The sequence below is a fragment of the Stenotrophomonas maltophilia group sp. Smal12 genome, from assembly GCF_037079935.1.
Classification (GTDB): Bacteria; Pseudomonadota; Gammaproteobacteria; order Xanthomonadales; family Xanthomonadaceae; genus Stenotrophomonas; species Stenotrophomonas sepilia.
The window spans coordinates 62,632-89,460 of the sequence record NZ_JBAWUK010000014.1 but is presented as its reverse complement, the minus strand read 5'-3'; the positions used below and the strand labels follow the sequence as shown (position 1 = coordinate 89,460).

Here is a 26,829-nt window from a genome sequence, read left to right as displayed (position 1 = left end):
ACATGACCATGGTGATCACTCCTGAAATCCCCCGAGCAAAAGATGCTCAGGATGTGGGCTTCAGGTGGGTCAGTTTTACCCGCGCATCACCGCCGAAAGTGGGTCAGTTCTGGATGCGCGCCAACAAGTGTCATCATCAAGCTCCTAAGTCTTGGACTTAGGCCCGATGCTGCTTGTCATCCCGATCCAACCCCAGCAACAACCCGGAACCGGCACGACCCGCATTCTTTGGCCTTGTTTTTGGCCTCAAAAATGGTGGCTGTCAGTGGACTTTCGTGGCTTTCGCTGGAATGAAAAAAGGAGCCGAAGCTCCTCTTTTCAATGACTTACAGACGTCAGTGGAAGTCTGTAGATCATAAATTGGAGCGGGAAACGAGACTCGAACTCGCGACCTCAACCTTGGCAAGGTTGCGCTCTACCAACTGAGCTATTCCCGCAGATTTCGTTCGACCTGCGTCGAAGGAGCGCTATTGTGTCGATATTGCTGCACGGCGTCAACAGGAATTTTCGGCCGCATTGTGGGGCGGCGTTCAGGCCCTTGGACCCGGCCCTCAGGGCCGCAGGCCACGCCGGACTTCCCGCAACAGAGCTACGTTCTCGTTGATGCGCCCCTGGATCATGATCAAGGTGTCTTGAGCAATAGCGTTTGAGTACATGCTGTTGGCGATTTCCGTGAATTGGCTGGCCACGTCGCAAATGCTGCCAATCGCCAGACTGGCGTCCGCGTGCTGCACTTCTGCCTCTTCGGCAAGGCGAAGCAGGTCAGCACGGGAAATCTCCAGTGCCTCCCCCATGACGTCCATCTGGTGATATCCGTTGGGTCCTTCGCAGAAGGTCACGTCGTAGGCCGGAGCCAAACGCCATTGCCCATCCGGCGACATGATGTAGGCAAAGTTTTTCGGATGATCGTCCCGGTTGTTGAACGCAACGTTGAAGACCGCACGTTCGAAGGCCACGGCCATTTGCCGCACGTCATTGGTGCACAACCGGGTCGCGCGCAGGAAGTTGACATAGTCCAACGACCCCGCCGTCTGGTAGTTGGCGCCCGTGAATGCAGCAAGACTCTGCATCGGCACACGCAACCCATCGTGGCGATCAAAGCGCTTGCTGGCGAACGCGGCCAGCCCGTTGGGCAGGCTGAAGTACTGCGTGTCCGGGGTCTCGATGCCACACCTGCGCAGGCACTCGGCGTAGACCATTTCGATGGCGCACACCTCGGCATGCTCTTCTCTGGCCGGGAACTTGATCAACCAGGCTTCGAAGCCGGGCGTGACGGTCGTGGTGAACGCGCCCGATCGCGGATCGCGATAGACCAGGGCCTTGGGCCTTGCACCTTGGGGCGAACCACCCACCAGCAGCAAGGTCTGCAGGAATTCACCACCTTCTCCGTGGAGCACCTGCTGCACTTCCGCGGAAAGCTGCTCGAGCGGTATATGGACCTTCGGCGCCTCACCTTCGGGCGCCACGGGCTCAAACGTCATGGCCCCCATCGCGTTGCCACCGATATAGGCCAGCCGCTGGAGCGGGCCAATGCGTGCAGCGTTGATTCCGCGGCGCCTGAACATGCGGTCCATCAGCAGCATGCCCCAGCCGTCTGGCAACGCGTCATACACAGGCCCGGGCAGTTGCAGCTGATGGTCCGGAAAATCCCGCCGCAACGGAGGGCCGGCCAGCGGCAGCTTGTACGAAGACAGTTCCAGTCCCCTTCGCCGGGCCTCGTTGCTGTACTCGAACGCGATCAGCGGCCGACCGGTCAGGGCGATGCTGGAGATCAGCGTTCCCCAGTGCCATCGCTCTCCCCACCCTTCGTAGAAGACCTTCACCTGTTCAGGCATTACGGGGCTTCCTCTTCGTCCGGAGGCGGTTCGCAGCCTCTTCGTAGCGCCGAATGTCTTCGATGCTGTCCAACTTTGGCTGGAACAGGCCTTCGAGCTCGTTGATCCGACCAAGGACCATCGCCACGCGGACCACCGCCTCGAAGCCAACATTGCGCCCGGCCTCCAGGTTGGACACGGTGTTGGTACCAATGCCGGCACGCCCGGCCAGATCCGACTGTGTCATGCCCAACGCCATGCGCTCTGTGCGCAAGCGCCCGCAGAGTCGCTTGACGACCTCGCTGGGCTTGCTGAAGCTTAAATCCAACATAGCGCGTATCATCCCCTCCCTATGCCGTTTAACACCCAAAATAATAGAATTAATCCCAATTCCATTCAATTGATTTAATTCCCGAATTCTGTGTTTTATTTGGGAATTCAGTTATATAAATACAGAATTCTGGAATTACATTGGCAAAGCACACGTCACGTGCGCAGGCCGCGGCGGTGGAAGTAGACCTGCTCGGCAATGCGCCGCGTGGCCGCCGTGTGCAGCAGTGCGTTGAACGGCCATTCGGCCTGCAGATGATCCATCGCCCAGCGCAGCAGGCGCTTGCCATGGAATGCCGGCGCCACCTGCCGCGCCACCCGTTCCGCTTCCGGCCCCTGCCCACGCAGATGGCGGGCCATCGCCTCGCCGACCGCCCAGCCGTGCCGCCACGAGGAGTGGATGCCCCCTGCGGAGAGCGGCGAGACGATGCCCGCCGCGTCGCCGGTCAGGATCACGCGTTGGCCGGTGATCGGCCCATCCGGTCGGCCGCAGGGCACCAGGCCAGCGCGGGTGGCCGAGGGACGCGCAGATGGCGGGATGCCGACCACATCGCGCACATGCTCAAGGAAACCATCAATATCCAGCGGCCGCGCCTGTCGCGGATCATGACGCAGGGCCAGCCCGACCTGCAGGCCGGTCGGATTCTGCGCGACCCAGCCGATGTAGCCCGGTGCAAAGCGCTTGCTGAGGAAGCAATGCAACGCGTCGCCCTCTGTCACCTGCAGGCCGGCGAACTCACGCTCGACGCCGTAGAGGTTGTCACGCACCTGGCCAAGCCCGGTGCGCTGGGCAACGCGTGAGCGTGCGCCATCTGCGCCGACCAGATAGGCGCAGCGCCCTGTCCCTTCGACCTGCCAGCCGTCACCACAGCGGCGAGCGTCGGTGAAGGACTGCTGCAGGCGCAGGTCGACACCGTTCGCGCGCAGTTCGCTGGCCAGCCAGCGCATCACGTTCGGCGTATCGGTGGTGAGGAAGTAATAGCCCGGTGCGGCCAGCAATACGCTGCGCAGGTTCGGCGCATAGAGGCGCACGTTGGCGACCCGCTGCACCAGATGTTCGGGCATGCGCCCCAGCCAGGTCTGCTCCACCGCTTCCTTCACCACGATGCCCGTTGTGTGCAGGCGTTCGCCGGGGTCGGCCTTGCGTTCCAGCACGCAGACGCGCAGGCCGTATTGAGCAGCAGCCAACGCGCAGGCGGCACCGGCGAAGCTGGCGCCGACGATGACCACATCGTGGTCGTAGGCGGAGGGAGTTTGGGGCATGGCTGCATCGCCGTGGAGAATCGGAGATGCAGGTTCGCCAGCGCGGATGGTAGGGCGATGGGGTGTGGGTGAAGTGGGGATGAAGCGGTGGATTGTTGGCGAGGGATGGCGGATTTCAGACATCACCGGCATGCGTTCGCGTGCATCGGCGCAGGACGAAGACTGATTGCCGGCGGGACGACCGCAGAACGAAAAACGCCCCCTTCCGGGAGCGTTTTTCTTGAATCTGGAGCGGGAAACGAGACTCGAACTCGCGACCTCAACCTTGGCAAGGTTGCGCTCTACCAACTGAGCTATTCCCGCTTGGGAGGCGAAATTCTACCTGTTCTGGGAATGGCGTCAAGCGGTTTTTTCGAGGCCTGCGAGGCGCCTTGCACCGCGTATCCACGCATGGCGTGGATCTACTACAGCATCCCCGCAAACCGATAGATTCGCATCCTTCGTGGATGCAGCATTTCCAGTAGATCCACGCCATGCGTGGATGGGCGCATCAATGGGGTCAGAGCCCTTTCCTTCGGAAAGGGATACGACCCCGGGCTCAGTTGCCCAGCTTCTTCTGCCGTGCACGCTCGCGCGCGGCACGCTCGTCATCGCGCAGGCTCGGCCAGGCCGCGTGCAGGTACTGCAAGCCCGACCACAGGGTCAGCACGGCGGCAATCGCCAGGGTCCAGTCGCCGATGTGGAACACCGGCCAGCCCATCCAGATGTCTTCCACCGGCACGTTCGGTGCCACCGAATACAGCAGGCACAGCAGCGCGACCATCTGCGCGGTGGTCTTGATCTTGCCGATCATCGCCACGCGCACCTTGGCGCGCTGGCCCAGCTCGGCCATCCATTCGCGCAGCGCCGATACCGCGATCTCACGGCCGACGATCACCGCCGCCCAGAATGCCATCCACGGCGTCGGATGGCCCTGCACGATCAGGAACAGCGCTACTGCCACCATCAGCTTGTCCGCAACCGGGTCGAGGAACGCGCCGAAGGCCGACTCCAGCTGGTAACGGCGTGCGATCCAGCCGTCGAGCCAGTCGGTGATCGCGGCCAGGCCGAAGATCGCCGCCGAAGCGAAGTTGGTCCAGGTGTAGGGCAGGTAGAACACCAGCACCAGCACCGGGATCATCACGATCCGCAACAACGTCAGCCAGGTGGGCAGGGTCAACTTCATGCTTGCGTGCTTCTCTCTCTACTCGGCCGCATCGGGCGTGGCCAACCCGTGCAGGTTAGCGTAGATACGTGCCGCGAGGGCGTCATTGATGCCTTCCACCTTGGCGATTTCCGCTTCACCAGCGGCTTTCAGGCCCACCAGGCCGCCGAAATGCTTGAGCAGGCTGGCGCGGCGGCGCGGCCCGATGCCGGGGATATCCTCCAGCTTGCTGGTCATCCGTGCCTTCTGGCGGCGCCCACGGTGGCCGGTGATGGCGAAGCGATGCGCCTCGTCGCGCACCTGCTGGATGAACTGCAGCGCCGGGTTGGCCGCGCCCGGGCGCAGCTCGCGGCCATCGGGCATCACCAGCGCTTCGTGGCCGGCGCGGCGCTCCACGCCCTTGGCCACGCCCACCAGCAGCACGCCTTCCACGCCCAGGTCGGCCAGCGCGGCCTGCGCCTGCGCCAACTGGCCGGCGCCACCGTCGATCAGCAGTACGTCCGGCAGCACGCCCTGCTCTTCCACCGCACGGCGGAAGCGCCGATCGATGGCCTGGCGCATCGCGGCGTAGTCGTCGCCCGGCTCGATGCCGCTGATGTTGAAACGGCGGTACTGCGCGCGCACCGGACCGGCGGCGTCGAACACCACGCACGAGGCCACAGTGGCCTCGCCCAGCGTATGGCTGATATCGAAGCACTCGACCCGCTTGACCGGCTCGGCCAGGCCCAGCATCTCGCGCAGTGCATCGCTGCGCGCATGCTGCGCATTGCGGCTGTTGAGTTCAGTGGCCAGGGTCAGCTGCGCGTTGCGGCTGGCCAGCTCCACATAGCCGGCGCGCTCGCCGCGCACGTTCCACTTCAGCTGCACCTTGCGCTCGGCCGAGGCCGACAGCGCCGCGACCAGCAGGTCGGCATCGGGAATCTCGCGATCCAGCAGGATCTCGCGCGGCGGCTCGAATTCGATGTAGTACTGCGAGACGAACGCGGCCAGCACTTCCTCCGGACTCTCCTCGCCGTTGGTGCGCGGGAAGAACGGGCGGGTGCCGAGGTTACGGCCATCGCGGAAAGCCAGCAGCAGCACGCAGGCCTGCGAACCCTGCATGGCCACCGCCAGCACGTCCAGGTCGGCGGCGCGGCCGTCCACGTACTGGCGCGTCTGCATGCTGCGCAGCGAGGAAATCAGGTCGCGCAGGCGCGCGGCCTGCTCGAACTCCAGGGCCTCGCTGGCGGCCTGCATCTGCTCGCCCAGCTCGCGGGTCAGCTCGTCGCTCTTGCCTTCCAGGAACAGCGCAGCACGGCGCACCGATTCGGCGTAGTCCGCGGCCGGCACCAGCTCCACGCAGGGCGCGCTGCAGCGGCCGATCTGGTATTGCAGGCACGGCCGCGAGCGGTTGCGGAACACGCTGTCCTCGCAACTGCGCAGCTTGAACAGCTTGTGCATCAGGTTCAGCGTTTCGCGCACTGCGGTCACGCCCGGATACGGCCCGAAATAGCGGCCGGGAATGGCGCGCGGGCCACGATGCAGGGCGATGCGCGGCCAGTCCTCGCGGGTCAGCAGCACATGCGGGTAGGTCTTGTCGTCGCGCAGCGAGACGTTGTAGCGCGGCGACAGCGACTTGATCAGCTGATTCTCCAGCAGCAACGCCTCGGCTTCCGAGCGCGTCACGGTCACGTCCATGCGCGTGATCTGCGAGATCATCGACATGATCCGCGCGTTCTTCGGGCTGCCGTTGAAATAGCTGCCGACGCGGTTGCGCAGCGCGCGCGCCTTGCCCACGTACAGCAGGGTGTCGTCGGCCGCGTACATGCGGTACACGCCGGGGGCAGTGCTGAGCTGGGCCGCGAAGGCCTTGCCGTCGAAGGCCGGGGCGGGAACGTCGGTCATTCGCTGATCGGGACTTCGCTGAGCACGCCGCTGTCGGGGTCGAATCGCAGCACGGCATGGGCGTCGGTCTCGGCGATCCACACCGCACCTGCGCCCACGGCCAGGCCAGCCGGGCCGTGCAGGCGGCGCGGCAGCGGCTGGGTGGTCAGTTCACCGCCGCCCAGGCGCAGCGTGCGCAGGCGACCGTTGCCGGTGTCGGCGATCCACAGCAGCGGGGCGTCCGCGCCCAGTGCGATCGCCTGCGGGAACTGCAGGCTGGCCTGCGCGCGCGGGCCGTCTTCACTGCCGAAGCGCCACGGCCCCTGCCCGACCAGTGTCTGCACCAGGTCACCACGCAGTTGCAGTGCACGGATCGAGGATCCCAACGCATCGGCGACGTACAGCACCTGCTGCACCACGGCCAGCGCGGTCGGTTGCGCGAAGGCAGCCAGATGGCCACTGCCATCACGCTCGTCGATGGAACCACTGCCGGCGCGCCATTGCAGGCTGCGCTGGCCCAGGTGGTAGCTCCAGATGCGGTTGTCGCCGGCCATTGCGATGTGCAGCTGGTTGTCGGCGATGGCCAGGCCAACCGGATGGTCCAGCGAGACCTGCCGCGCCTGCGCAACCGGGCCTTCCACCGGCGCACCGGGTCGCCCGTTGCCGCACAGCGTGTCGACGATGCCGGTCAGCAGGTTGATACGGCGCACCGCGTGGTTGCCGGTGTCGGCGACGTACAGCGAATCGCGCTCCAGCACCAACGCCTGCGGGCGGTGGAATGCCGCTTCGGCGAGGTTGCCGTCCATGAAATCGGCGGTGCCGAGGCCAAACTGGCGCAGGATGCGGCCGCCATGGCTGCATTCGAGAATGCGGTGATGGCCGCTGTCGGCGATGTACAGGCGTTCGGTGCTGACCGCCAGCCCCTGCGGGAAGCGCAGGGCCTGGCGCGGTTCCGGATGCAGTTCGCTGCCGCCACGCGGCGGCGCCGAAGGTGCACCCTGGCACAGCGCGTTCAAGGCGCGCTCCAGTTCACCGGGCGCGCCCTGCCCGACCAGCCGTTGCTGTTCGCGGCCCTGCGCGTCCAGCAGCACCATCGTCGGCCAGGCGGTAACGCCGAAGCGGCGCCAGCCATCCCAGTCGGCATCGAGCAGCACGGGCATGGTCAGGCCCTGACGGCGCAGCAGCTTCAGTGCGGCCGTGGCATCGCGTTCGAAATCAAAACGCGGCACCTGCAGCACCAGCGGCTGCAGCTTGCCCGGGTGGCGCGACAGCCATTGGCCGAACTCGGCCAGGCGTTGCGCACTCCAGGCAGAGGCCGCATTGACGAACAGCAGCGCGACCGGCCGGCCGCGCAGTTCGGTCAGGGTGCAGGGGGTGGCATTGAGCCAGGTGGCGAATTCGGGCAGGTCCGGGACGGGCTGGACGTTCATGACCTGATTATGCCGGAGTCGGCGTCATGCAACAGTCGTGCCACCGCACGTTTTGCAGCATCGTCGACCAGCGACCAGACCTGTTCGAAATGATCGCTGCCGCCGGTGTAGGGATCAGGGATGGCTATCCGCCCCTGCCCGCCGGACCAGGGCAGATACAACGCCAGCCGTTCACGCTGGGCCGCCGTCGCCAGGCGCCCGGCATCACGCAGGTTGGTCTCGTCGGCACACAGGATCCAGTCGAAACGGTCGAAATCCACCGCCTGCAGCTGACGTGCGCGCAGGCCGCCAATGTCCACGCCGTGTCCGGCCGCGCAGGCGATCGCGCGGCGGTCCGGCGGCTCGCCCACGTGCCAGTCGCCCGTACCGGCCGAATCGACCTGCACCCGCCCGGCCAGCGGCGAGGCATCCAGGCGTGCGCGCAGCGCCCCTTCGGCCATCGGCGAACGGCAGATGTTGCCGAGGCAGACGACCAGCAGCCTCATCGCGCGGCCATCGCCTGCAGCAGCCCCTCGGCGCGCTCCAGGTCCTCGGGCGTATCGATGCCCGGCGGGAACGGCTCGGGCGAGATCGCCACGCTGATCGGGTAGCCCGCTTCCAGCACGCGCAGCTGCTCCAGCGATTCGACCTGCTCCAGCTGGCCCGGCGGCATCGCCGCGAACTGCTGCAGGAAGCCGGCGCGATAGCCATAGATGCCGATGTGGCGCAGCCAGTCGTGGCCGTCCGGCAGCGTGTCGCGGCTGCGTGCGAAGCCGTCGCGGTGCCAGGCGATCGGCGCGCGGCTGAAGTACATCGCCTCGTTGCGCACGTTGCGCACCAGCTTCACGACGTTCGGGTCGAACAGGGTGTGTGCGTCCTCGACGGTCTTGGCAAGAGTCGACATCGGCGCAGTGCCAGCGACCAACGCATCTGCCACCGCGCGGATGCCGGTCGCCGGCGCGAACGGTTCGTCGCCCTGCAGGTTGACTACCACCGTGTCATCGGCCCAGCCGGCAATGCGTGCGCACTCGGCCAGGCGATCGGTGCCCGAGGCATGCGTGGTCGCGGTCATCGCCACCTTCACCTCGGCCAACCCGGACAGTGCATCGGAAATGCGTTGGTCGTCGGTCGCCACCCAGACCTCGCGGGCACCGGCCTGCAGCGCGCGGCGCGCCACATGCAGCACCAGCGGCTCACCGCCCAGCGGGCGCAACGGCTTGCCCGGCAGCCGCGAGGCGGCAAAGCGGGCCGGAATGGCGACGACGAATTCGGTCATGCGGGCGGTTCTCGGCAGGCTCGTTACAACGGGAATGCGGCCAGCGGCGCGTGAATGCAAGCGCCGCGGCGCCGCTCAGTTCGGTCGCAGCTTGTCCAGGCGATCGGTCAGCGCCACCCAGAACGCGGCGGGCAACTCGGCGCGCAGCGGAACCGCGTAGTGCCAGTCGTTGCCGAACGCCCGGCATTTCACCGCATCCTTTTCGGTCATCAGTACCGGCAGCTGGCTGCCGAAGGACAAGTCCTGCGGCTGGTAGGCCTGGTGGTCGGCGAATGCATGCGGCACCACGCCGATCCCGCGCGCGCGCAGCATGTCGAAGAAGCGCTGTGGATGGGCGATGCCGGCCACCGCGTGCACGCGCTGGCCCTTGAAGTACGCCAGCGGGCGCGCGCGGCCACCGGCCAGCGGCTGCGCACTGTCGATGTGCAGGGCCATTGGCCACTGGCCGAAGCCACAGGCCTGCACCGCAGTCTCCTCATCGGCCTGGCCGAGGTTCACCACGCGGAAATCGCACTCGCTGGCGCGGCTGACCGGCTCGCGCAACGGCCCGGCCGGAATCATCCGGCCATTGCCATAGCGACGCTGGGCATCGACCACTTCGATCTCGATGTCGCGCGCCAGCCGGTAGTGCTGCAAACCGTCGTCGCAGACGATCACATCGCAGCCGGCCTCGATCAGCGCCTTGCCCGCAGCAACCCGATCACTGTCCACGCGCACCGGTACGCCGGTCTTCCAGGCGATCAGCACCGGTTCGTCACCGCCCTTCGCGGTTGGCGTATCGGCCTGCACCCACAGCGGCTTGTCGGCGTCTTCGCGACCATAGCCGCGGCTGGCCACGCCCGGCTTCCAGCCGGCCGCACGCAGGCGTTCGACCAGCGCAATGGTCAGCGGCGTCTTGCCGGTACCGCCAGCCGTGATATTGCCGACCACGATGACCGGCACCGGCAGCGAATGGCGCTTGCGCCAGCCACGGCGATAGGCGCGCCGGCGCAGCGCGGTGACACCTGCGTACAGCGGCGCCAGCAGGCGCATCGCCCACGGAACCGGGGTGCCGTCATACCAGTACGGCGGGGTCTGGGTGCCCTTGCCGGCCATCAGTCCTGCCTTTCGCGGAACTGCATGCTGTGCAGATGCTGGTACAGACCGCCCAGTTCGAGCAGCTCCTTGTGCGTGCCGCGTTCAACGATGCGGCCATGATCCATGACCAGTACCTGGTCGGCATGCTCGATGGTCGACAGCCGGTGCGCAATGACCAGCGTGGTGCGTTCGGGCATCAGGCGCTGCAGCGCGTCCTGCACCAGGCGCTCGGATTCGTTGTCCAGCGCCGCAGTGGCTTCGTCGAGGATCAGGATCGGGGCGTCGCGCAGGATCGCGCGGGCAATGGCCAGGCGCTGGCGCTGGCCACCGGACAGCAGCGCGCCGTTCTCGCCCACCGGGGTCTGCAGCTGCTGCGGCATGCGTGCGATGAACTCCCACGCGTTGGCGGCTTCGGCCGCCGCGCGGATCTGCTCGTCGGTCGCTTCCATGCCATAGGCGATGTTGGCAGCGATGGTGTCATCGAACAGCATGACCTTCTGCCCGACCATTGCCACCTGCCGGCGCAGGTCGGCCAGCGGGTAGTCGTCCAGTGCCACGCCGTCGAGGGTGATGACACCGCCGCTGGGCTCGTAGAAGCGTGGCACCAGCCGGATCAGGCTGGTCTTGCCACTGCCGGAACGGCCGACAATGGCCGTCACCGTGCCTGGCCTGGCAACGAAGCTGATGTCGTCCAGGGCGATGCCGCTGTCCTCGCGGTAACGCAGCATGACGTGGTCGAACGCCAGTTCGCCCCGCACGCGCTGCACGCGTCGCTGCCCCTGGTCGCGCTCCACTGGCATGTCGAGGATGCCGAACAGGCGCTCGGCAGCGGACACACCGCGCGAAATCGAGGTCTGTACGCTGGTCAGGCGGCGCAGCGATGGAATGATGGCCATCATCGATGTCATCAGGCCCATGAACTGGCCGGCATTGAGCCGGCCGGCCAGGGCTTCGCGGGTCGACACCCAGACGATCACCGCCAGCGCCAGTGCGGCCAGGAACTGCACCACGCTGGAGGCGGCGGCGCGGGTGACCTCGACCTTCATGTTCAGCGCCAGCATGCGGTTGGCCAGGCGCGAGTAGCGCGAGATCTCATGCTGCTGGGTGCCGTGCACCTTCACTTCCTGCTGCGCGGCCAGCGACTGCTCGGCAGTCTGCGCCATGGTGCCCATGCCGTCCTGGATGCCACGGCTGATGCGCCGGTAGCGCTTGCCCACGTAGGACACGATGCCACCGATCAGCGGCACCACCAGCAGCATCGCCAGCGTGACCTTGACACTCATCTGCAGCATCACCGCCAGCATCGCGACGATGGTGAGGGTATCGGCCACCACGGTCTTCAGCGCGTCGGCGCTGGCCTGGGTGACCTGCTCGGTATCGAAGTTCAGGCGGCTGACCATCACCGGCGTCGCTTCGGTATCGAAGTGCGACGACGGCAGGTGCAGGTACTTCTGCAGCACCTGCTCGCGCAGGTCGCGGACCACGCTGCGACCGGTCTTGGCCAGCGTGTAGTCACTGACCCAGGTGGCCACGCTGCGCATCAGGAACAGGCCGAGGATGGTGAGCGGCAGCACCACGGCCGCGCGCGGCTGCGGGTCGACGAAACCTTCGTTGACCAGCGGCTCCATCAGCTTGGTGAAGTGGTAGCCGGCCAGGGCCTCGACCACCATTGCGATGACCGCGCCCACCATGAACACCCAGTAGGTGCGGGTGTAGCCCAGCAGACGTTTGTAGATCGGCCACACCGGCGCGTGATGGGAACTCATGGACGCACCTCTGGCGCAGTTGCAATGGCGATACGACGGAAACCGAGTTGACCGAGCGCGTCCTGCGCAGTCACCACGGCCTGGTAGGGAGTGCGTGCGTCGGCGCGCAGCAGTACGGGCTGGCTGCGGTCACTGCCGGCCACGGACGCGATGGTCTGCTTGACCGACTCGACGTCGCTGCGCAGCACTTCCTGGTCATTGATGAAATAACGGCCTTCGGCGTTGATCAGCACGCTGAGCGAACGCGGCGGCTCGTTGTTGGGCTGCTGGCTGGCGGTAGGCAGCTGCACCTGCAGCGTCGAGCGCGCATCGAAAGTGGTGGTGACCACGAAGAAGATGATCAGCACCAGGATGACGTCGATCAGCGGGACCAGATCGATATGCGGTTCATCCTGGGAGCGGTCATTGCCGATACGCATCGATCAGGCCTTCGCCGCAGCGGCGTTGGCCGGTCGCGCCGGCGCGACCGGGTTCATCACCCCGGGGCGACCGTCGAGCGTGTCCAGCAGGGCACTGGCTTCCTGCTCCATTTCCACCACGTAGCCGTGGATGCGGCCCTTGAAGTAGCGATGGAACATCAGTGCCGGAATGGCCACGATCATGCCCGTGGCGGTGCACACCAGCGCCTTGCCGATACCGCCGGCCAGCTGGTTCACGTCGCCCACCCCATGGTCGAGGATGCCCAGGAACATCTGGATCATGCCGATCACGGTGCCCAGCAGGCCCAGCAGCGGGCCGGCCGAGGCAATGGTGCCCAGCGCGTTGAGGAAACGTTCCATGCGGTGCACCAGGTGGCGGCCGGTGTCCTCGATGCGCTCGCGGATCTGGTCGCGCGGACGATTGCGGGCTTCCAGCGCGGCCGCCAGCAATGCCCCCAGCGGCGAGTTGGCACGCAGGGTCTGCAGGTGCGCCGGGTCAAGCTTGCCGCGTGCGGCCCAGTTGCGCACTTCCTGGCCGAGGCCGGGCGGCAGCACTTCAGTCCGCCGCAGGGACCAGAAACGCTCCAGGATGATCGCCAAAGCCAGTACGCCCAACAGCAGCAGCGGCACCATCGGCCAGCCACCGGCCTTGACCAGTTCCCACACGTTTCAACCCTCCGGCCCAACGGCCGCTTGTTTGATCGGCGATAGGATAACAGCCGACCGCGCCCGCCCAGCGGCATCCCACCACCGGGATGCATGGATACGCTGTTCACGCAGCTGCAGCCCTTGTGCGCCAAGCCATACGCGGATCGCCCCGGACTCCGCAGTGGACACCACCTCGGCTCCCTGCGCCTGCCAGCGCCGGACCACGTCCCGGCGCGGGTGGCCGAAGCGGTTCTGGTGCCCTGCCGAAACCAGCGCCAGCCGGGCTGACACCGCCGCCACCCAGGGCGCGCTGGAGCTGCCGCCGCTGCCATGGTGCGGCACCAGCACCACATCCGCCTTCAGCGCCGCCGGAGACGCCCGCAGCAGCGCCTGTTCGGCCGGGCGGCCGATGTCCCCGGGCAACAGGACCCCACCATGCGCGCTGGCCACGCGCAGCACGCAGCTGTCCTCGTTTCCAGCCCGCTGGCTGCCGGCATCGGGGTGCAGCACCTGGAAGTCGACGCCGTCCCAGCGCCAGCGCAGGCCGCGCTGGCAGCGCCCGACCCCGGCGATCGCGCTGCCCGGCGGCGCCAACAGGGGCAGCTCCGGCAACTGAAGGCGCAGGCTCGGCAGGTTGCCGGCATGATCGAGATCGTCGTGACTGATCAGCACGCGGTCGGGCCGTGCCTGCCCCAGCGCGCGCAATGACGGAACCAGGACCCGCTCACGGCCCTCACCCCCGATCGGCGGTCCCACGTCGTACCAGAGCGCATGCCGCGCGGTGCGCAGCAACACCGCCGTGCCCTGCCCGACGTCGTGTACCAGCAGCTCCAGCTCCCCCTCGGCCGGCCGCTCGCGCAATGGCCACAGCAGCGGCAGGCACAGCAGGAGGCCAGCCAGCCCGCCCCCGGCACCACGTGGCAGCAGCCACCAGAACACGCCCAGCAGCGCCGCCGGCACTGCCCAGGCCGGTGCCTCGGCCAACCACCACATCGCCTGTGGATGCGCCGCCAGTGGCTGCAGGGCCTGCCAGCTGGTTTCGAACAACCACGCCGCTGCACGCCACGCCCAGCACCCGGCGCCGTCATGCAGCACCTGCAGGGCGGTGCCCAGCAGTGACAAGGGCACCACCAGCAATGTCCACCACGGGATGACCGGGAGGTTCACCAGCGGCCCCAGCCAGGCGGTGCCACCGAACAAGGCGATGCCCAGCGGCAACAGGCCGACGCTGGCCACCCCTTGTGCGGCCAGGAACCCGCGCAGGTTGGCGACCACCCCACGCGGACGTCCCTGCGGCAGGCACCAGACCAGCCACAGGACGCCGCCGAAGCTGAGCCAGAAGCCCGCGGACAGCACTGACAGGGGCGCCGGCAGCAGCAGCGCCAGCGCCGCCAGGGCAAGCCCCTGCACGAGACCCAGTGGGCGCCGCCCGCTACGCGCCAGCGCCACCAGCCCGATCATCAGTGCGGTGCGCACGGTCGGCAATTCACCGCCAGCCAGCACCGCATAGCACGCTGCGGACAGGGCCGCAGCGCAGGCCGCCGCCTGGGGGCGTGGCCAATGCCGGGCCAGCAGCGGACACAGCCACCACAGCCCTCGGCACAGCAACGCCCCCAGTCCCGCCACCACCCCGACATGGAACCCGGAAATGGCCACCAGATGGGTCAGGCCCAGCGCCCGCAACTGATCCCAATCGGCGTCGGACAGGCCACGCGTATCGCCCAGGGCAAGCGCCTGCACGAAGCGCGCAGCTGGATGGGCCACCTGCACGGCGATGGCGGCGCTGGTGCGTTCACGCCATGCCGGCAGGCCATGCGCGGCTTGAAGCTCGCACGCGCTGGCCGGCGCCCGCACCGTGCCGTTGCCGGACACGCCGCGCAGCAGCGCATGGCGTTCACCGTCGAAACCACCGGGATTGATCCGCGAACGCGGCGCCCGCACGCGCAGGGCCAGATGCCACTGCGCGCCGGCCAGGACCTGATGGCGCCCACGCCCGGCGTCGGTGCCATCAGCGGCACGCCAGGCATCGTTCCACGTGACCTGCAGGCGCTTGCCGCGCAGCGATGGCAGTTCGCTGCTCTCGCTGACCTGCAGCAGGAAGCGGGTGTGCGCGGCTCCATGGTCCGGCAGGTCGATGACCCGTCCACTGACCACCACATCCCGTGCTGGCTGGCCTGGCGGCAGCTGTTCCTGCATTGCCCAGTGCCCGTGCATCGCCGTCCATCCGGCGCCCAGCAGCACGACCGCGGGCAGGCGCCCCCGCCAACGCAGGCCCCACCCCGCCATGCCAAGCACGATCATCACCATGCAGCCCCACAGCGGCGGCAGCTGTGGCAGCTGCACGCAGGCCAGCGCCCCCAGTGTCAGCGCCGCAGCGGCGCCACTGCCCAGCAAGGGAGAAGGGGAACGCTCGACGGCCATGGGTCCAGCCTGCCGCTACCGGCGGCAGGTTGCCTATCGGGACTTGCCCCGCAAACGCGTCAGCGCCGGACGCTGCCGCGATGGAAATTGACCCGGAAGCTTGCGCCGCCTCCCGCAGCCTCACCGACACTGACCGAGCCACCGTGGTGCTGCACGATCTCCTTCACCAGGTGCAGGCCCAGGCCACTGCCGCTGCCCGCCGCGCGCAGGCGATGGAACGGCTCGAAGATCGCCTCGCGGTCGCCCACTGGAATGCCCGCGCCCTGATCGCTGACCTCCAGCAAGCCGCGCGCATCCAACCGCACGCAGATGGTGCCACGGCCACCACCATGCACGATCGCGTTGTGCACCAGGTTGGCAATCACCCGCCCCAGCGCCAGACTGTCGCCGTGGATCCACACCGGCGATTCCGGCGCGTCCACTTCGAATCCATAGCCGGCGCCGACCACCAACGGCGCCAGGTCCGCGGCGGCCTCACGCACCAGCAGCGCCAGGTCCAGCTGCTGCAATGCGCCGACATTGCGGTCAAGGCGCTGCAGATCGAGCAGGTGCTCGGCAACATTGCCCAGCCGCGCCACGTCGGTCAGCAACTGCGATTTCAACTCACCCTGTGGCAGCTGCGCCAGGCGCGCCTGCACCACGGCGATCGGCACGCGCAGCTCGTGCGCCGCGTCGGCGAGGAACTTGTCGCGCGCGGCGTAGCCCTGCTGCACCTTGTCGATGGCATCGTTGAACGCTTCCACCAGCGGCGCCACTTCCGTGGAGACCAGCCGCGCATCCAGCCGAGCACCGGGCTGGCCGATGTCCAGTTCCTTGGCCTGCTGCGCAGAACGGCGCACACCGCGCATGGCACGGTGGATCACAGTCGGCATCACCAGCAGGGTGACCACGATCAGTGGCAGGAAGAACCACAGGCCGATCAGGCGCAGCACCATCAGCGCGCCATCCAGCAGCCCGCCCTTGGGCGCGCCACCGACCATCACGGTGATGCGGCGCCCGTCCTCGTTGCGGATCATCACCCGCGCCACGTCCAGGTAAGGGGGCACCAGCGAGCCCAGTTCCGTGGCGCCCACGGTCGGCAGCCGCGCCAGCATCGGCGCGTGGATCGCTGGGATGGTGCCGCGCTCCAGCCACATGCCCTTGTCATCCACCGCGGCGAACCAGAGATTTCCCCCGGCGTTGGCATCGAGCTTGTCCCAGCGCGCCTGGTCCAGCACCAGGCGGCCACCTTCGCTGTGCACCGCCTTGGCCACCGCCTCGGCAACGAACATGTCCATGCCCCAGGAGTCCTTGTCACCCCAGGTCAGGATCAACGCGACCACCGCGAACAGTACGGTGAAGGCCTGCGCCAAGAAGAGGCGCCAAGCCAGGCCAAGGGTGATCGAACGGATCGGACGGGCCATCTCAGGCCTCCGCCAGCAGGTAGCCGACGCCGCGGATCACGTGGATCTCCACCCCCGCCCCGGCCTGCTGCAGCGCTTTGCGCAGCTTGGAGATATGCGCATCGAGCGCATTGGACTGGATCTCATCATCGAACCCGTACACTGCAGCCTCCAGGGCACTGCGGGTCACCGTGCGGCCCTGCCGCATCGCCAACGCCTGCAGCACCAGCACCTGCCGACGTGGCAATGCCAGGGGCTGGCCCTCCACCTGTGCCTGCAGCGATTCGAAATCGAACTCGAGCCGCCCCAGCCGCAGGCTCGGCGTCACCATCGCCGAAGGCCTGCGCGATACCGCGCGGATGCGTGCCATCAGTTCCTCGATCGCCACCGGCTTGACCAGATAGTCATCGGCGCCGACGTCCAGGCCTTCGACCTTGTCCGACAGCGTGCCCTTGGCGGTCAGCATGATCACCGCCAGGTTCGGCCGCAGCGCACGCGCCGACGCGACGAATCCAGCACCATCGCCATCGGGCAACTGTCGATCGAGCAGCAGCAGCTGGTGCACCGGTTCGCGCAACGCGAGCGCGGCCTCGGCCAGGCTGCCGACCACGTCGGCGACCACGCCCTGCCGCTCCAGGCCCGATTGCAGGGCGCGGGACAGGTCAGGATCGTCTTCGACCAGGAGGATGCGCATCAGGAACTCGTCTACCGGAAACGCTGCCGATCATAGTGCCTGGGGCCATGGTTTTGCGCCCATGCATGCCAGCGGTTGCAGGCGCAATGTTCTGACAATGTTGCCCCTTCAGCATGCGCAGCCATCACCCCGCAACGCGGCCGAACGATGCTGTCGCTGCCCCTGACAAAGGACCCCCATGGCCTCCGTCTCCCCCACCGCAGAAGCTCATGCGATCCTGCGTGCACCGGACCTGGACAGCGCAGAACGCGCCTATCTGGGACTGATGCCCGACCTTGAACATGTGAATGCACTGGCCCGCCGTGCAGTGAGCCTGTCACGCGTTGCCGACGCGGCACGCGGCTATGCGTTGTCGATGACTCTGGTCGGACTGCGCCTGCAGGAGCTGGAAATGGGCGAGCCAACGGCCAGGGAACATCGCCAGGCCACCCTGCGCAGCCTGCGCCAGGCCTTCAGCGCCTGACAGCACCCGCACAGGCACTGCCGCCGCACCGGCGGCAGCGGGAGTGATCGGGTCAGCAGGACCCGCCACCCGGCAGGCCTGGCGCGGCAGCGTCATTCAGCGCAGCGTGGTCCACGCCAGCAGCGCGCTCAGGATTGCGACCCAGATCACTGCCTTGAACGTGCCTTCCAGCATGTTGCCGCCGAACAGGCGTTCCAGGAGCGGATTGGGCCTGGACACCGGGACGTGATCACTCATGCGGCAGCTCCTTGCAGTAATGGCGCGTTTGCGCAGCAGCGCCGAGTCTACGCCTGCGCGGCCCGGATTCATCGCCATCTGCCTGCCTTTGGCGGCCCAATTCCCGCCTTCGTCGCAGGCCGGCTGCGATGCCCGGCCGACCCTGCCAGCCTGCACGCACTTTCCCGCTGGAGCACCGTGCCATGCCGATGCTTGCCCTGATCCTGCTGTTCTCCAGCCTGTTCGGCGACGGCTGCGGGCCCACCGAGGATGCCCTGCGCAGCCAGATCCTGCGCACCGAGGATCGGCAGGCCATGCATGAAGCGCAGCCCCTTCAGCTCTATCACCTGCGCCAGGACCGCGTGCTGCGGCTGGGCAGCCAGCAATCGCCAGACGACACTGGCGCCAGCCCTCATCCGGCACGGGCCCCGGTACGTGTGGCGCAGCTGTGGGAACGCGTCGACGGCCAGTGGCGCATCCAGCGTTCGATCAGCATTACCCACTGATTTCATGCCAATGAACCGGCACGGATGCAGCTTCGCGGGAACGCCAGGCTCGCCGGAACGAAAAAAGCCGGCCCCGGGGCCGGCTTTCATCGTTTCCACCGCTTCACCGGCAACGCCGGGAGCAGGTGGTGGGCGGTACAGGGTTCGAACCTGTGACCCCTACCATGTCAAGGTAGTGCTCTACCGCTGAGCTAACCGCCCATCTTGTTCTTGCCGCCCGAAGGCTGGCCTTGCTACGTAAAAACCCGGCGCCAGGGCCGGGCTTTGCAGTTCACGACAACCCTCTTCCGAGGGTTTCGTGGTGGGCGGTACAGGGTTCGAACCTGTGACCCCTACCATGTCAAGGTAGTGCTCTACCGCTGAGCTAACCGCCCGTTTTGCTTCTGCATTTCTGCGATTGCGTCGGTGCAGGCCGCGTATATTACGGATGCGGGCCGTGAAGCGCAATACTTTTGTGAAGATGATGCTGCACTGCCACGTTCAGCCCAGGCTGGCTTCCTTCAGCTGCCGGATCTGGTCACGCACCCGTGCGGCATCCTCGAATTCCAGGTCCTTGGCGTGCTGGTACATCTGCTGTTCCAGCGCCTTGAGACGGGTCGCCAGCTGCGCCGGAGACAGCGAACGATAGTCGGCCGCTTCTTCGGCCACACCCGCCCGGCCCTTGCCCTTACCCTTCTTGGCTTCCTTCTCGGCGGCATCCGAACGCGCGCCTTCAAGGACATCGACGATCGGGCGCGCCACCGAGCGCGGCACGATGCCATGTTCTTCGTTGTACTCGACCTGCTTGGCACGGCGCCGGTCGGTCTCATCGATCGCCGCCTGCATCGAGCGGGTGATCTTGTCGGCGTACAGGATCGCCTTGCCGCGCACGTTGCGTGCGGCGCGGCCGATGGTCTGGATCAGCGAGCCGGTGGATCGCAGGAAGCCTTCCTTGTCGGCATCGAGGATCGCCACCAGCGATACCTCGGGCATGTCCAGGCCCTCGCGCAGCAGGTTGATGCCGACCAGCACGTCGAACTTGCCCAGGCGCAGGTCGCGGATGATCTCCACGCGCTCGACCGTATCCACGTCCGAGTGCAGGTAGCGCACGCGGATACCGTGTTCGGTGAGGTACTCGGTGAGGTTTTCAGCCATGCGCTTGGTCAGCGTGGTGACCAGCACGCGGTCGCCCGCCTTGATGCGCGCGTTGGCCTCGCTCATCAGGTCGTCGACCTGGGTGCCGACCGGCCGGATCTCCACCACCGGGTCGATCAGGCCAGTCGGGCGCACCACCAGTTCGGTGATCTCGTCACCGGCTTCACGCAGTTCATAGGGCCCGGGCGTGGCCGACACGTAGATGCTGCGCGGGCACCGCTCCTCCCATTCCTCGAAGCGCAGCGGGCGGTTGTCCAGCGCCGACGGCAGGCGGAAACCGAACTCAACCAGGGTTTCCTTGCGCGAGCGGTCACCCTTGAACATGGCGCCGATCTGCGGAATGGTCACATGCGATTCGTCGATCACCAGCAGCGCATCCGGCGGCAGGTAGTCGAACAGGGTCGGTGGCGGCTCGCCGGCATTCTTGCCGGTCAGGTGCCGGGAGTAGTTCTCGATGCCGTTGCAGTAACCGACCTCGGCCATCATTTCCAGGTCGAACTGCGTGCGCTGCGCCAGGCGCTGCGCCTCCACCAGCTTGTTCTGCGCGTAGAGCTGCTCCAGCCGCTCCTTCAGCTCTACCTTGATCGTCTCGATCGCCGCCAGCACGCGCTCGCGCGTGGTCGCATAGTGGGTCTTCGGGTAGACCGTGAAGCGCTGCATGTTGCGCAGCGTCTCGCCGGTGAGCGGATCGAACAGGGTGATCTTCTCGACCTCGCCATCGAACAGTTCAAGGCGCAGTGCTTCGCTGTCCGACTCGGCCGGGAACACGTCGATCACTTCGCCGCGCACGCGGAAGGTACCGCGCTGCAGCTCGTACTCATTGCGCGTGTACTGCAGCTGGGTCAGGTGGTTGATCAGGTCGCGCTGGTCGATGCGCTCGCCCTTGGACAGGATCAGGCGCAGTGAAAGGTAGTCTTCCGGCGCACCCAGGCCATAGATCGCGGACACCGTGGCCACCACGATCGCGTCCGGGCGCGACAGCAGGGTCTTGGTCGCGGCCAGCCGCATCTGCTCGATGTGTTCGTTGATCGAACTGTCCTTCTCGATGAAGGTGTCCGACGACGGCACGTAGGCTTCGGGCTGGTAGTAGTCGTAATAGCTGACGAAGTACTCCACCGCGTTGTGCGGGAAGAACGCCTTGAACTCTCCATACAGCTGCGCCGCCAGCGTCTTGTTCGGTGCCATGATCAGCGTCGGCTTCTGAACGTTCTGGATGACGTTGGCGATGGTGTAGGTCTTGCCCGAGCCGGTCACGCCCAGCAGGGTCTGCTTGGCGATGCCGGCCTCGAAGTTGCTGGTCAGCTTCGCGATGGCATCGGGCTGGTCGCCCGCCGGCGAATACGGCGAGACAAGTTCAAAACTGTCGCTCATGGTGTTGCCAGTTCCCGGGAAGGGTGAGTATACGGGGCGAGGAGTGACGGCCGGCTGAGGGGTTGCCGGGCAGACCGCTACGGGGATTCCCGATGGCGGCCGCACAGCCGGGCGCGGAGGCTGGATGCATGCGCACTCACCGCTCTTCCGGTTGCGCCGCGTCGCGCGGCATGCACCTGATCGAAATCCTGGTCGTCACGGCGGTACTGGCCGTGCTGCTGGCCGCCGGCTGGCCCTCGCTGCAGGCGCTGCTGCTGCACCAGCGCGCGGAAGCCACCCGGTTCAGCCTGCAGGCCGCCCTGGCAACGGCACGCACCCAGGCCATCATGCGTCGCGAACTGATCGGCCTCTGCGCCAGCGCGGACGGCCAGCGCTGCGGGGACGACTGGAGCCAGGGCTGGATTGCCTACCGGGCCGCAGGCGCATGGCAGCCCCCATCCACGGCCGATGCCATTGTCCTGCATCAGGGCGGCCGTCCGGACGTCACGATCAATGCCGCCAGCAACAGCGGGCGACCGCAACTCTATTTCCAGCCGGATGGCCGCAGCCCCGGCAGCAACCTGACGCTGCGCGTCTGCGTAAGGGGGCGCGAGCACGCGCGGATCATCGTCAGCAACAGTGGGCGGATGCGTTCGTCCACCACGCGGACTGGACAAGCCTGTTGAAACGACGCCCCTGCGCTCTCAAGCAGGCAACAAAAAAGACCTGCGAAAGTCCGCAAGCCTTTGATGTGTAACGTCTGGCGCCCGAAGTTGGACTCGAACCAACGACCCCCTGATTAACAGTCAAGTGCTCTAACCGGCTGAGCTATTCGGGCGGGGACGCGCATTGTAATCACGTCGAACAGGGAGTGCAACACTCCCGTTCACATGCTTGCATTCTCTGTTTGCGGCAGTGTCACCAGCACTCGGACAGCGTGGTCTTGGCGGTCTTCACGTTGGCCTGGTTGAGCGTCAGGTTTCCACACTTGTCCTTCGCCTGCGCGTTGACCGCGGTGGCGGTGAAGGTGAATGTCGACTGCGCGGTCTGCATGGACAGAGTGTAGGCCGCCGTGCCGCCCTCGCGCGGGGAGTTGATCGAATCGGCGTTGCCCGGGAACTTGAAACCGACATAGGTGTTGTTGACCGTGTGGAAGCGCTCGGCCAACTGTGCGTATTCGACCAGGTCGGCCTTAGCCTGGGCCCGTCGCGACTTGCGCACATGTTCGCTGTAGTTCGGGTAGGCGATCGCGGCGAGGATTGCCACGACCGCCACCACGATCATCAGCTCGATCAGGGTGAAACCGCGGGCCAGGCGACCCGCCGCGAAAGATTGGCGCATTGCACGGGCTCCTGCTGCCGGGGAAGGATGGACGCCGGTCACTGGATCTGCCTCCAGGACTGGCGGCCACAGGGGTATGGCAGGTACATCGGATCAGCACCGGCCACCGAGATCTGCATCAGGCACGCCTCACCGGGCGGCTGCGGCGGCGGATTGCCGGGAGTGCTGTCCGGCGGCGCCAAGCGCGGCACCACCGACGTCGTCACGTCCCTCACCGGCGCGTTGCCGCCCGTGTTGAGAGCAACGCCGGCCGTACCCGCCCCCGGCGATCGGCCGTCGGGGGCTCCGAAGCGCACCTGCGACATCGCGGCCTGGCCGGTGCTGGCCTGCAGGCCGAGCAGCCAGTTCGCACCGTCCACCGAGCAACCCTGAGCGTCGGACGGAATATAGGTCGGGAAGAACACCACGCCGGACACGATCCTCGGATTACCGACCGCACGCTCCTTGTTGGCCAGCACCACGGTCCAGCCGCGGCTGACCGTAGGCACGGTCCCGCCACGCAATGTCCGCACGCCGGAACCAATCTCGGCCGTATACGAGCTCAGGTTTGCCGAGGTCAGCGTCGTCGTCGGCTGGCCCGCTGCGGTGTCGTTGATACCGTACAACGCCTGCACCGCCGTATCGTTCTCGTCACCGTAGTAGGAGAAGCTGCCGGTGCCGAAGATCAGCATCACGCCACCGGACGGCCCGGTGGTCACCGTCATGCCACCGGTGATCGGCTGGCGGTAGGTCCGGCGGTCGGCGGGATCGACATGGGTATTGGTGGTGAACAACGGTACGGTTGGCGCGGTAGTCCCGCGCAGGTCGAACTTCCAGGCAACGCCACGCTTGTCGGCGCCATAGACCGTATCGGCCAGGCCATCGCGCACCCGCGCGTTCTGCCCGGTTCCACCCCAGCGATCAACCACCACGATGTTGCCCAGCCCGTTGCTGCCCGACGGCAGGTTGGTACCCGACTCGATCGCCTCGATCATGCGGATGGTCGGCGTGCGGCCTGCCACCATGTCAACCACGAACAGTACCGCCTTGCCACTCCTACTCTCGTAGCCGTTACCGAAGATCGCCTTGAAGCCCACCGAACCGTCGGCGTTCTTCACCGGCACGATCACCGGCTTGCCCAGCACATGGCCGATGTTGGCGCGCACAGCATCGTCAAGCGAAGCGTCGAGGTCACTGATCTCCCACAGCAGGGAGCCGGTGGCGCCGAAGTTGCCCGGATCGGACACATTCAGCGCGAACACACTGCGGCCGCCGGCACCGGCCGTGCCCACCAGTGACGTGGTCCACCCGTTGCTGCCGTAGGTGTCGCTGATCGTCACCGGGCCATCGACGTAGTAACGGTGCTGGAAACGCTGGGCGTTCTGGTTGGTGGGGTCGTTAGGCAGCAACAGGTTGCCCATGTGGCCCAACGCGGTCGAGGGAATGTAGGCGAACCGCTCCTTGCCACCGTCGGCGTCCATCTGGCCGTCGGCGCCCATGCCACCATCGAAGGCATGCAACATGCCGTCGTTGGCGCCGGCGTAGACCATGTAGCGGCGACCATTGCGCTTGGTGGTCATGTAGGCGGCGTAACTGCTGCCCATCGTGCCCGGAAGGCGGCCAAACCCATAGTCATCCAGAGGCGAACTCAGCACCGGGGTGGAGGTGATGATGTCGCCAAGTACCGTGCTGCGATCACGCAGCTTGCCGCCGTTGCGCTTCTCGCTGGAGGTTTCACCACGCAGGTAGGCCACGGCCGTGGCGGAATCGGTGGCTAGGCCAGCCAGCTCGGACGCGCTGCAGATCAGGATGCCCGGATACAGCGTCGACGACTTGGTGCACAGATTGGCCAGGCTGACATTGCTGCCGGTGAAGTCTTCCAGCGCGCCGTTGCGCCAGAACCGGATGCGGCGTGATGCAGGCGCCGGCATCTTCGCAGATGCTTCCCAGGCCTCTTCCGAAACGATCTTGCGGGTGGACGGCTCGACGCTCAGCTTGAAGGCGCGCAACTTGCTGTACCAGTCGGTGCCGTTGTTGGTGGCCTCGTAGAACGGCTCCACCGACAACGAGCCGACGCCGATGCGTGCGCCGGTCAGCGAACGCGAGCCGGACGGCGTGGCGCCCTGGGCGACGTTGCTGATGATACGGCGCATGGCTGCGGTGATTTCGGCCGGGCGCGTGGCGTTGACCATTTCGCCACGGGTGTCATAGACCGCGTTCCACAGCTCATCAACGGCCTCGGGCTTGAGGTCCTGCGTCGTCGTCGGGAAGTTGGGCTTGACGACGTACGGGTCCGGGCTGAGCACCCACGGGCGCAGTGGATCCGGCAGGTACCGGACGCCGAACTCCTTGCCCTGCGTGCCCAGCGTCACGCCGTAGAAATTCATATGCAGGTGGGTCTTGCAATCCAGCGACGGATTTGGATTCGGCCCCTTGCACTCGGCCGGCACCGGCACGGAATTGGTCTCCTTGCCCGGCACGAGAGAACTGTTGTAGTACGGCGCTACGAGATCCTTCATCAGCGTCGTGTTGCCGGACTCATTGATATAGCCATCGGTGAACAGCATGCCCGCATTCTTCTGGCATGACAGGAGCACCGGCGCGTTCTGATCCGTGCGCTGGAATTGTTCGCCAAGGTACTGTGCGGCGGAACGATTGGGCGTACTGCTGCTGGCACGCATTTCGCCGATGATCTGGCTGAGCAGCTGCTGCTTCTCCGGCTCGTTGGTCATGTTGAACATGGTCACCGCGCGGCGGCCATTGATACGGAACCAGCCCACGCGCAGATTAGTCGTGTCGTACAGCGCATTCGTAGCCGCACCGATCAGCGCTTCGCGTCGCGTCCGGTACAGGCTGAACCAGTTGGCGAAGCTCTGCATGGCAGCGTTGTACTTCGCTTGATTGTTGCCGAAGTTCGCAAGCTTGATTTCGTACTTGTACAACGTACCCGGCCGGCCGCCCGGAGGATTTGCAACGGCAACAGGAGCCGCGGTGTACCCATATTCCGCCGGCAGCGTAGACGGATCTGCCAGGAAGAACGTAGCCGGATAGAAGCCGACGGCAGCATCGCAGCTTGAGCTGCTGATGGTAGTCTGGCGCGTCACGTTGTCGAACGAGCCTTCCTGCCGGACAGCCCCCCCGCTCAGGTTGCATCGCCCACGCTCAATACGGGTTCCGACCGGCAGCGTCATGCCGGAACGGAAGCGGAAGCGCCAGTTCGCGCCGGTCCGCCCGCCGGTGTCCATGCTGGTCAGCAGCGAGTCCACAGTCAGGTCCAGCGCGCCAGCGATCTTGTTCGGTGCATTGCCCGGACGCGGGTCCAGCGGCGCGCTGGACGCCCTGATGTCCAGATAGTTGGCAAGGGCTGTATCGGACAAGCCGGTCTTCCAGCCAGGATAGATCTCACGCGGGTCGTAGTAGGACGGGTTGACGTCCGGTGATCGGGCGAAACCGAAGCTGTCGAGCGGCGGGATGGCCGCCTGGTCGTCGCGTCCATAGCTGGGGAAGACGTACAGGTAGCGCTGCCCAGACCCATCGTAGCCGTTGACGGCACCCTGGTTGTAGAAGCCACTGCCATCCCAGCGGTACACGCCATCGCGCGTGTTGTTCAATGTTTCCCACAGCATCGAGCCGGAATCATCCAGCGCCATCAGGAAGGCCGGCGGCGTCTGCACCTGGATGTTCAGCGGCGCCTGCGCCAGCGTGCCCTGGGCCTGGGCCGCCATCAGGCTGTAGATGACATAGCCGCCCCCGAGCGCCAGTGCGGCGCCGCCTGCGGCCATGAAACGGAATTTGCGCGAAGCCATGGCCTGCGTCCTCAGAGTTTGAATACGGTATCGATGACCACCGACGACGAGCTCGCATCGGCATCGTCGGTCGCGAAGCCGGTGATCTGGTAGATCGGCGTGACGTCTTCCAGCGGACGGCCCATGTCGAGCGACGATTCGCCCATCACACAGCTGTCAATCTGGCGGACATTGACCGCAGGACGCGTCTGGTTGCGGCGGCTTTCGGCCCAGATGGCCGGATCGAAGCCGTCATCGCAGACCCGCGACAGAGTGCTGGACTGCACCAGGCTGTCGTTCCCCACATCCTGACGGTTGGCGATTTTCTCCACCGTGCGTTCGGCCGCACGCACCACGCCCTCCGAGTTCTGGAAGGCCCGGTTGGCGGCGCGGTAGTTCGCTGCCATCTTCTCCTGCATGCCGGCCACCTGCATGCCCGCAATGCCGAGCAGCGCCAGCAGGATGAGCATGATCAACGCGACATAGAGCACGGCGCCGCGCTGGGTGCGAGCGGAGGCGGGCCTGAACGAACGTGAGAAGGTCGTCATG

Annotated in this window: 23 protein-coding genes and 5 tRNA genes; 3 read left to right on the top strand and 25 right to left on the bottom strand. The window is 66.4% G+C overall.

Features of this window, described 5'->3' with window-relative positions:
• Window positions 1-361: 361 nt before the first annotated feature.
• The 17 genes from WDC87_RS08685 to WDC87_RS08605 form a co-directional block, all read right to left on the bottom strand.
• Window positions 362-437 (bottom strand) — tRNA-Gly (locus WDC87_RS08685).
• A 114-nt stretch (window positions 438-551) separates the two neighbouring features.
• A complete protein-coding gene (locus tag WDC87_RS08680; RefSeq protein WP_252745438.1) occupies window positions 552-1,835 on the bottom strand; it encodes a type II toxin-antitoxin system HipA family toxin in 1,284 nt (427 codons plus the stop codon).
• Window positions 1,828-2,145: a helix-turn-helix transcriptional regulator gene (locus tag WDC87_RS08675; RefSeq protein WP_053501247.1), complete on the bottom strand. Its 318-nt coding sequence runs from the start codon at window positions 2,143-2,145 to the stop codon at window positions 1,828-1,830. The genes WDC87_RS08680 and WDC87_RS08675 overlap by 8 nt, the downstream gene beginning before the upstream one ends.
• Before the next feature lie 155 nt (window positions 2,146-2,300).
• Window positions 2,301-3,407 (bottom strand): NAD(P)/FAD-dependent oxidoreductase, encoded by a 1,107-nt coding sequence (locus tag WDC87_RS08670; protein WP_252745439.1) that lies wholly within the window; start codon window positions 3,405-3,407, stop codon window positions 2,301-2,303.
• Window positions 3,408-3,634: 227 nt separating this feature from the next.
• Window positions 3,635-3,710 (bottom strand) — tRNA-Gly (locus WDC87_RS08665).
• 235 nt (window positions 3,711-3,945) lie between these two features.
• Window positions 3,946-4,572, bottom strand: coding sequence for a CDP-diacylglycerol--glycerol-3-phosphate 3-phosphatidyltransferase (gene pgsA, locus WDC87_RS08660; RefSeq protein WP_005412825.1), 627 nt, complete (start codon window positions 4,570-4,572; stop codon window positions 3,946-3,948).
• 18 nt (window positions 4,573-4,590) lie between these two features.
• On the bottom strand, window positions 4,591-6,435 hold the full coding sequence (uvrC, locus tag WDC87_RS08655; RefSeq protein WP_053500510.1) for an excinuclease ABC subunit UvrC: 1,845 nt from the start codon (window positions 6,433-6,435) through the stop codon (window positions 4,591-4,593).
• Window positions 6,432-7,844 (bottom strand): NHL repeat containing protein, encoded by a 1,413-nt coding sequence (locus WDC87_RS08650; protein ID WP_005415983.1) that lies wholly within the window; start codon window positions 7,842-7,844, stop codon window positions 6,432-6,434. The genes uvrC and WDC87_RS08650 overlap by 4 nt, the downstream gene beginning before the upstream one ends.
• Complete coding sequence (locus WDC87_RS08645; RefSeq protein ID WP_252745440.1) at window positions 7,841-8,329, bottom strand: low molecular weight protein-tyrosine-phosphatase; 489 nt, start codon at window positions 8,327-8,329, stop codon at window positions 7,841-7,843. Before WDC87_RS08645 ends, WDC87_RS08650 begins: the two co-directional genes overlap by 4 nt.
• On the bottom strand, window positions 8,326-9,099 hold the full coding sequence (kdsB, locus tag WDC87_RS08640) for a 3-deoxy-manno-octulosonate cytidylyltransferase (RefSeq protein WP_252745441.1): 774 nt from the start codon (window positions 9,097-9,099) through the stop codon (window positions 8,326-8,328). Before kdsB ends, WDC87_RS08645 begins: the two co-directional genes overlap by 4 nt.
• A gap of 75 nt (window positions 9,100-9,174) precedes the next feature.
• On the bottom strand, window positions 9,175-10,194 hold the full coding sequence (gene lpxK, locus WDC87_RS08635; RefSeq protein ID WP_252745442.1) for a tetraacyldisaccharide 4'-kinase: 1,020 nt from the start codon (window positions 10,192-10,194) through the stop codon (window positions 9,175-9,177).
• Window positions 10,194-11,942 (bottom strand): lipid A export permease/ATP-binding protein MsbA, encoded by a 1,749-nt coding sequence (msbA, locus tag WDC87_RS08630; RefSeq protein WP_049438204.1) that lies wholly within the window; start codon window positions 11,940-11,942, stop codon window positions 10,194-10,196. The genes lpxK and msbA overlap by 1 nt, the downstream gene beginning before the upstream one ends.
• The gene (locus WDC87_RS08625; protein ID WP_005415977.1) at window positions 11,939-12,361 is read right to left on the bottom strand and encodes a biopolymer transporter ExbD; all 423 of its coding nucleotides are present in this window, start codon (window positions 12,359-12,361) and stop codon (window positions 11,939-11,941) included. Before WDC87_RS08625 ends, msbA begins: the two co-directional genes overlap by 4 nt.
• A gap of 3 nt (window positions 12,362-12,364) precedes the next feature.
• Complete coding sequence (locus tag WDC87_RS08620) at window positions 12,365-13,027, bottom strand: MotA/TolQ/ExbB proton channel family protein (RefSeq protein WP_061478482.1); 663 nt, start codon at window positions 13,025-13,027, stop codon at window positions 12,365-12,367.
• Window positions 13,028-13,030: 3 nt separating this feature from the next.
• Window positions 13,031-15,430: a DNA internalization-related competence protein ComEC/Rec2 gene (locus WDC87_RS08615; RefSeq protein WP_301655193.1), complete on the bottom strand. Its 2,400-nt coding sequence runs from the start codon at window positions 15,428-15,430 to the stop codon at window positions 13,031-13,033.
• Window positions 15,431-15,489: 59 nt separating this feature from the next.
• Complete coding sequence (locus WDC87_RS08610; RefSeq protein ID WP_072166740.1) at window positions 15,490-16,833, bottom strand: HAMP domain-containing sensor histidine kinase; 1,344 nt, start codon at window positions 16,831-16,833, stop codon at window positions 15,490-15,492.
• A gap of 1 nt (window position 16,834) precedes the next feature.
• Window positions 16,835-17,506 carry a response regulator transcription factor gene (locus WDC87_RS08605; RefSeq protein WP_049415866.1) on the bottom strand — a complete coding sequence of 224 codons (672 nt, stop codon included), beginning with the start codon at window positions 17,504-17,506 and terminating at the stop codon, window positions 16,835-16,837.
• A 178-nt stretch (window positions 17,507-17,684) separates the two neighbouring features.
• Here WDC87_RS08605 and WDC87_RS08600 point away from each other — a divergent pair, with 178 nt between their 5' ends.
• Window positions 17,685-17,969 (top strand): hypothetical protein, encoded by a 285-nt coding sequence (locus WDC87_RS08600; protein ID WP_111007592.1) that lies wholly within the window; start codon window positions 17,685-17,687, stop codon window positions 17,967-17,969.
• Between the two features lie 96 nt (window positions 17,970-18,065).
• Here the strand turns inward: WDC87_RS08600 and WDC87_RS08595 are convergent, their stop codons facing one another.
• Window positions 18,066-18,206, bottom strand: coding sequence for a hypothetical protein (locus WDC87_RS08595; protein ID WP_005415970.1), 141 nt, complete (start codon window positions 18,204-18,206; stop codon window positions 18,066-18,068).
• A 182-nt stretch (window positions 18,207-18,388) separates the two neighbouring features.
• On the opposite strand from WDC87_RS08595, the gene WDC87_RS08590 reads away from it, so the two are divergent.
• Window positions 18,389-18,691, top strand: a complete 303-nt coding sequence (locus WDC87_RS08590) for a hypothetical protein (protein WP_252745444.1) — start codon at window positions 18,389-18,391, stop codon at window positions 18,689-18,691.
• 126 nt (window positions 18,692-18,817) lie between these two features.
• Here WDC87_RS08590 and WDC87_RS08585 read toward each other — a convergent pair.
• The 3 genes from WDC87_RS08585 to uvrB all read right to left on the bottom strand — a co-directional run bounded on the left by WDC87_RS08585 (window position 18,818) and on the right by uvrB (window position 21,196).
• Window positions 18,818-18,892, bottom strand: a tRNA-Val gene (locus WDC87_RS08585).
• A gap of 98 nt (window positions 18,893-18,990) precedes the next feature.
• Window positions 18,991-19,065 (bottom strand) — tRNA-Val (locus tag WDC87_RS08580).
• Window positions 19,066-19,171: 106 nt separating this feature from the next.
• Complete coding sequence (gene uvrB, locus WDC87_RS08575) at window positions 19,172-21,196, bottom strand: excinuclease ABC subunit UvrB (RefSeq protein ID WP_151354769.1); 2,025 nt, start codon at window positions 21,194-21,196, stop codon at window positions 19,172-19,174.
• Window positions 21,197-21,324: 128 nt separating this feature from the next.
• Here uvrB and WDC87_RS08570 point away from each other — a divergent pair, with 128 nt between their 5' ends.
• The gene (locus WDC87_RS08570; protein WP_229298534.1) at window positions 21,325-21,861 is read left to right on the top strand and encodes a GspH/FimT family pseudopilin; all 537 of its coding nucleotides are present in this window, start codon (window positions 21,325-21,327) and stop codon (window positions 21,859-21,861) included.
• Between the two features lie 75 nt (window positions 21,862-21,936).
• Here the strand turns inward: WDC87_RS08570 and WDC87_RS08565 are convergent.
• The 4 genes from WDC87_RS08565 to WDC87_RS08550 all read right to left on the bottom strand — a co-directional run bounded on the left by WDC87_RS08565 (window position 21,937) and on the right by WDC87_RS08550 (window position 26,828).
• Window positions 21,937-22,013, bottom strand: a tRNA-Asn gene (locus WDC87_RS08565).
• Between the two features lie 80 nt (window positions 22,014-22,093).
• Window positions 22,094-22,516, bottom strand: a complete 423-nt coding sequence (locus tag WDC87_RS08560; protein ID WP_061478489.1) for a type IV pilin protein — start codon at window positions 22,514-22,516, stop codon at window positions 22,094-22,096.
• A 38-nt stretch (window positions 22,517-22,554) separates the two neighbouring features.
• Entirely contained in the window at window positions 22,555-26,301 is a 3,747-nt protein-coding gene (locus WDC87_RS08555) for a PilC/PilY family type IV pilus protein (RefSeq protein ID WP_301655192.1), read from the bottom strand.
• Between the two features lie 11 nt (window positions 26,302-26,312).
• Window positions 26,313-26,828, bottom strand: coding sequence for a PilX N-terminal domain-containing pilus assembly protein (locus WDC87_RS08550; protein ID WP_252745446.1), 516 nt, complete (start codon window positions 26,826-26,828; stop codon window positions 26,313-26,315).
• Window position 26,829 lies beyond the last annotated feature (1 nt).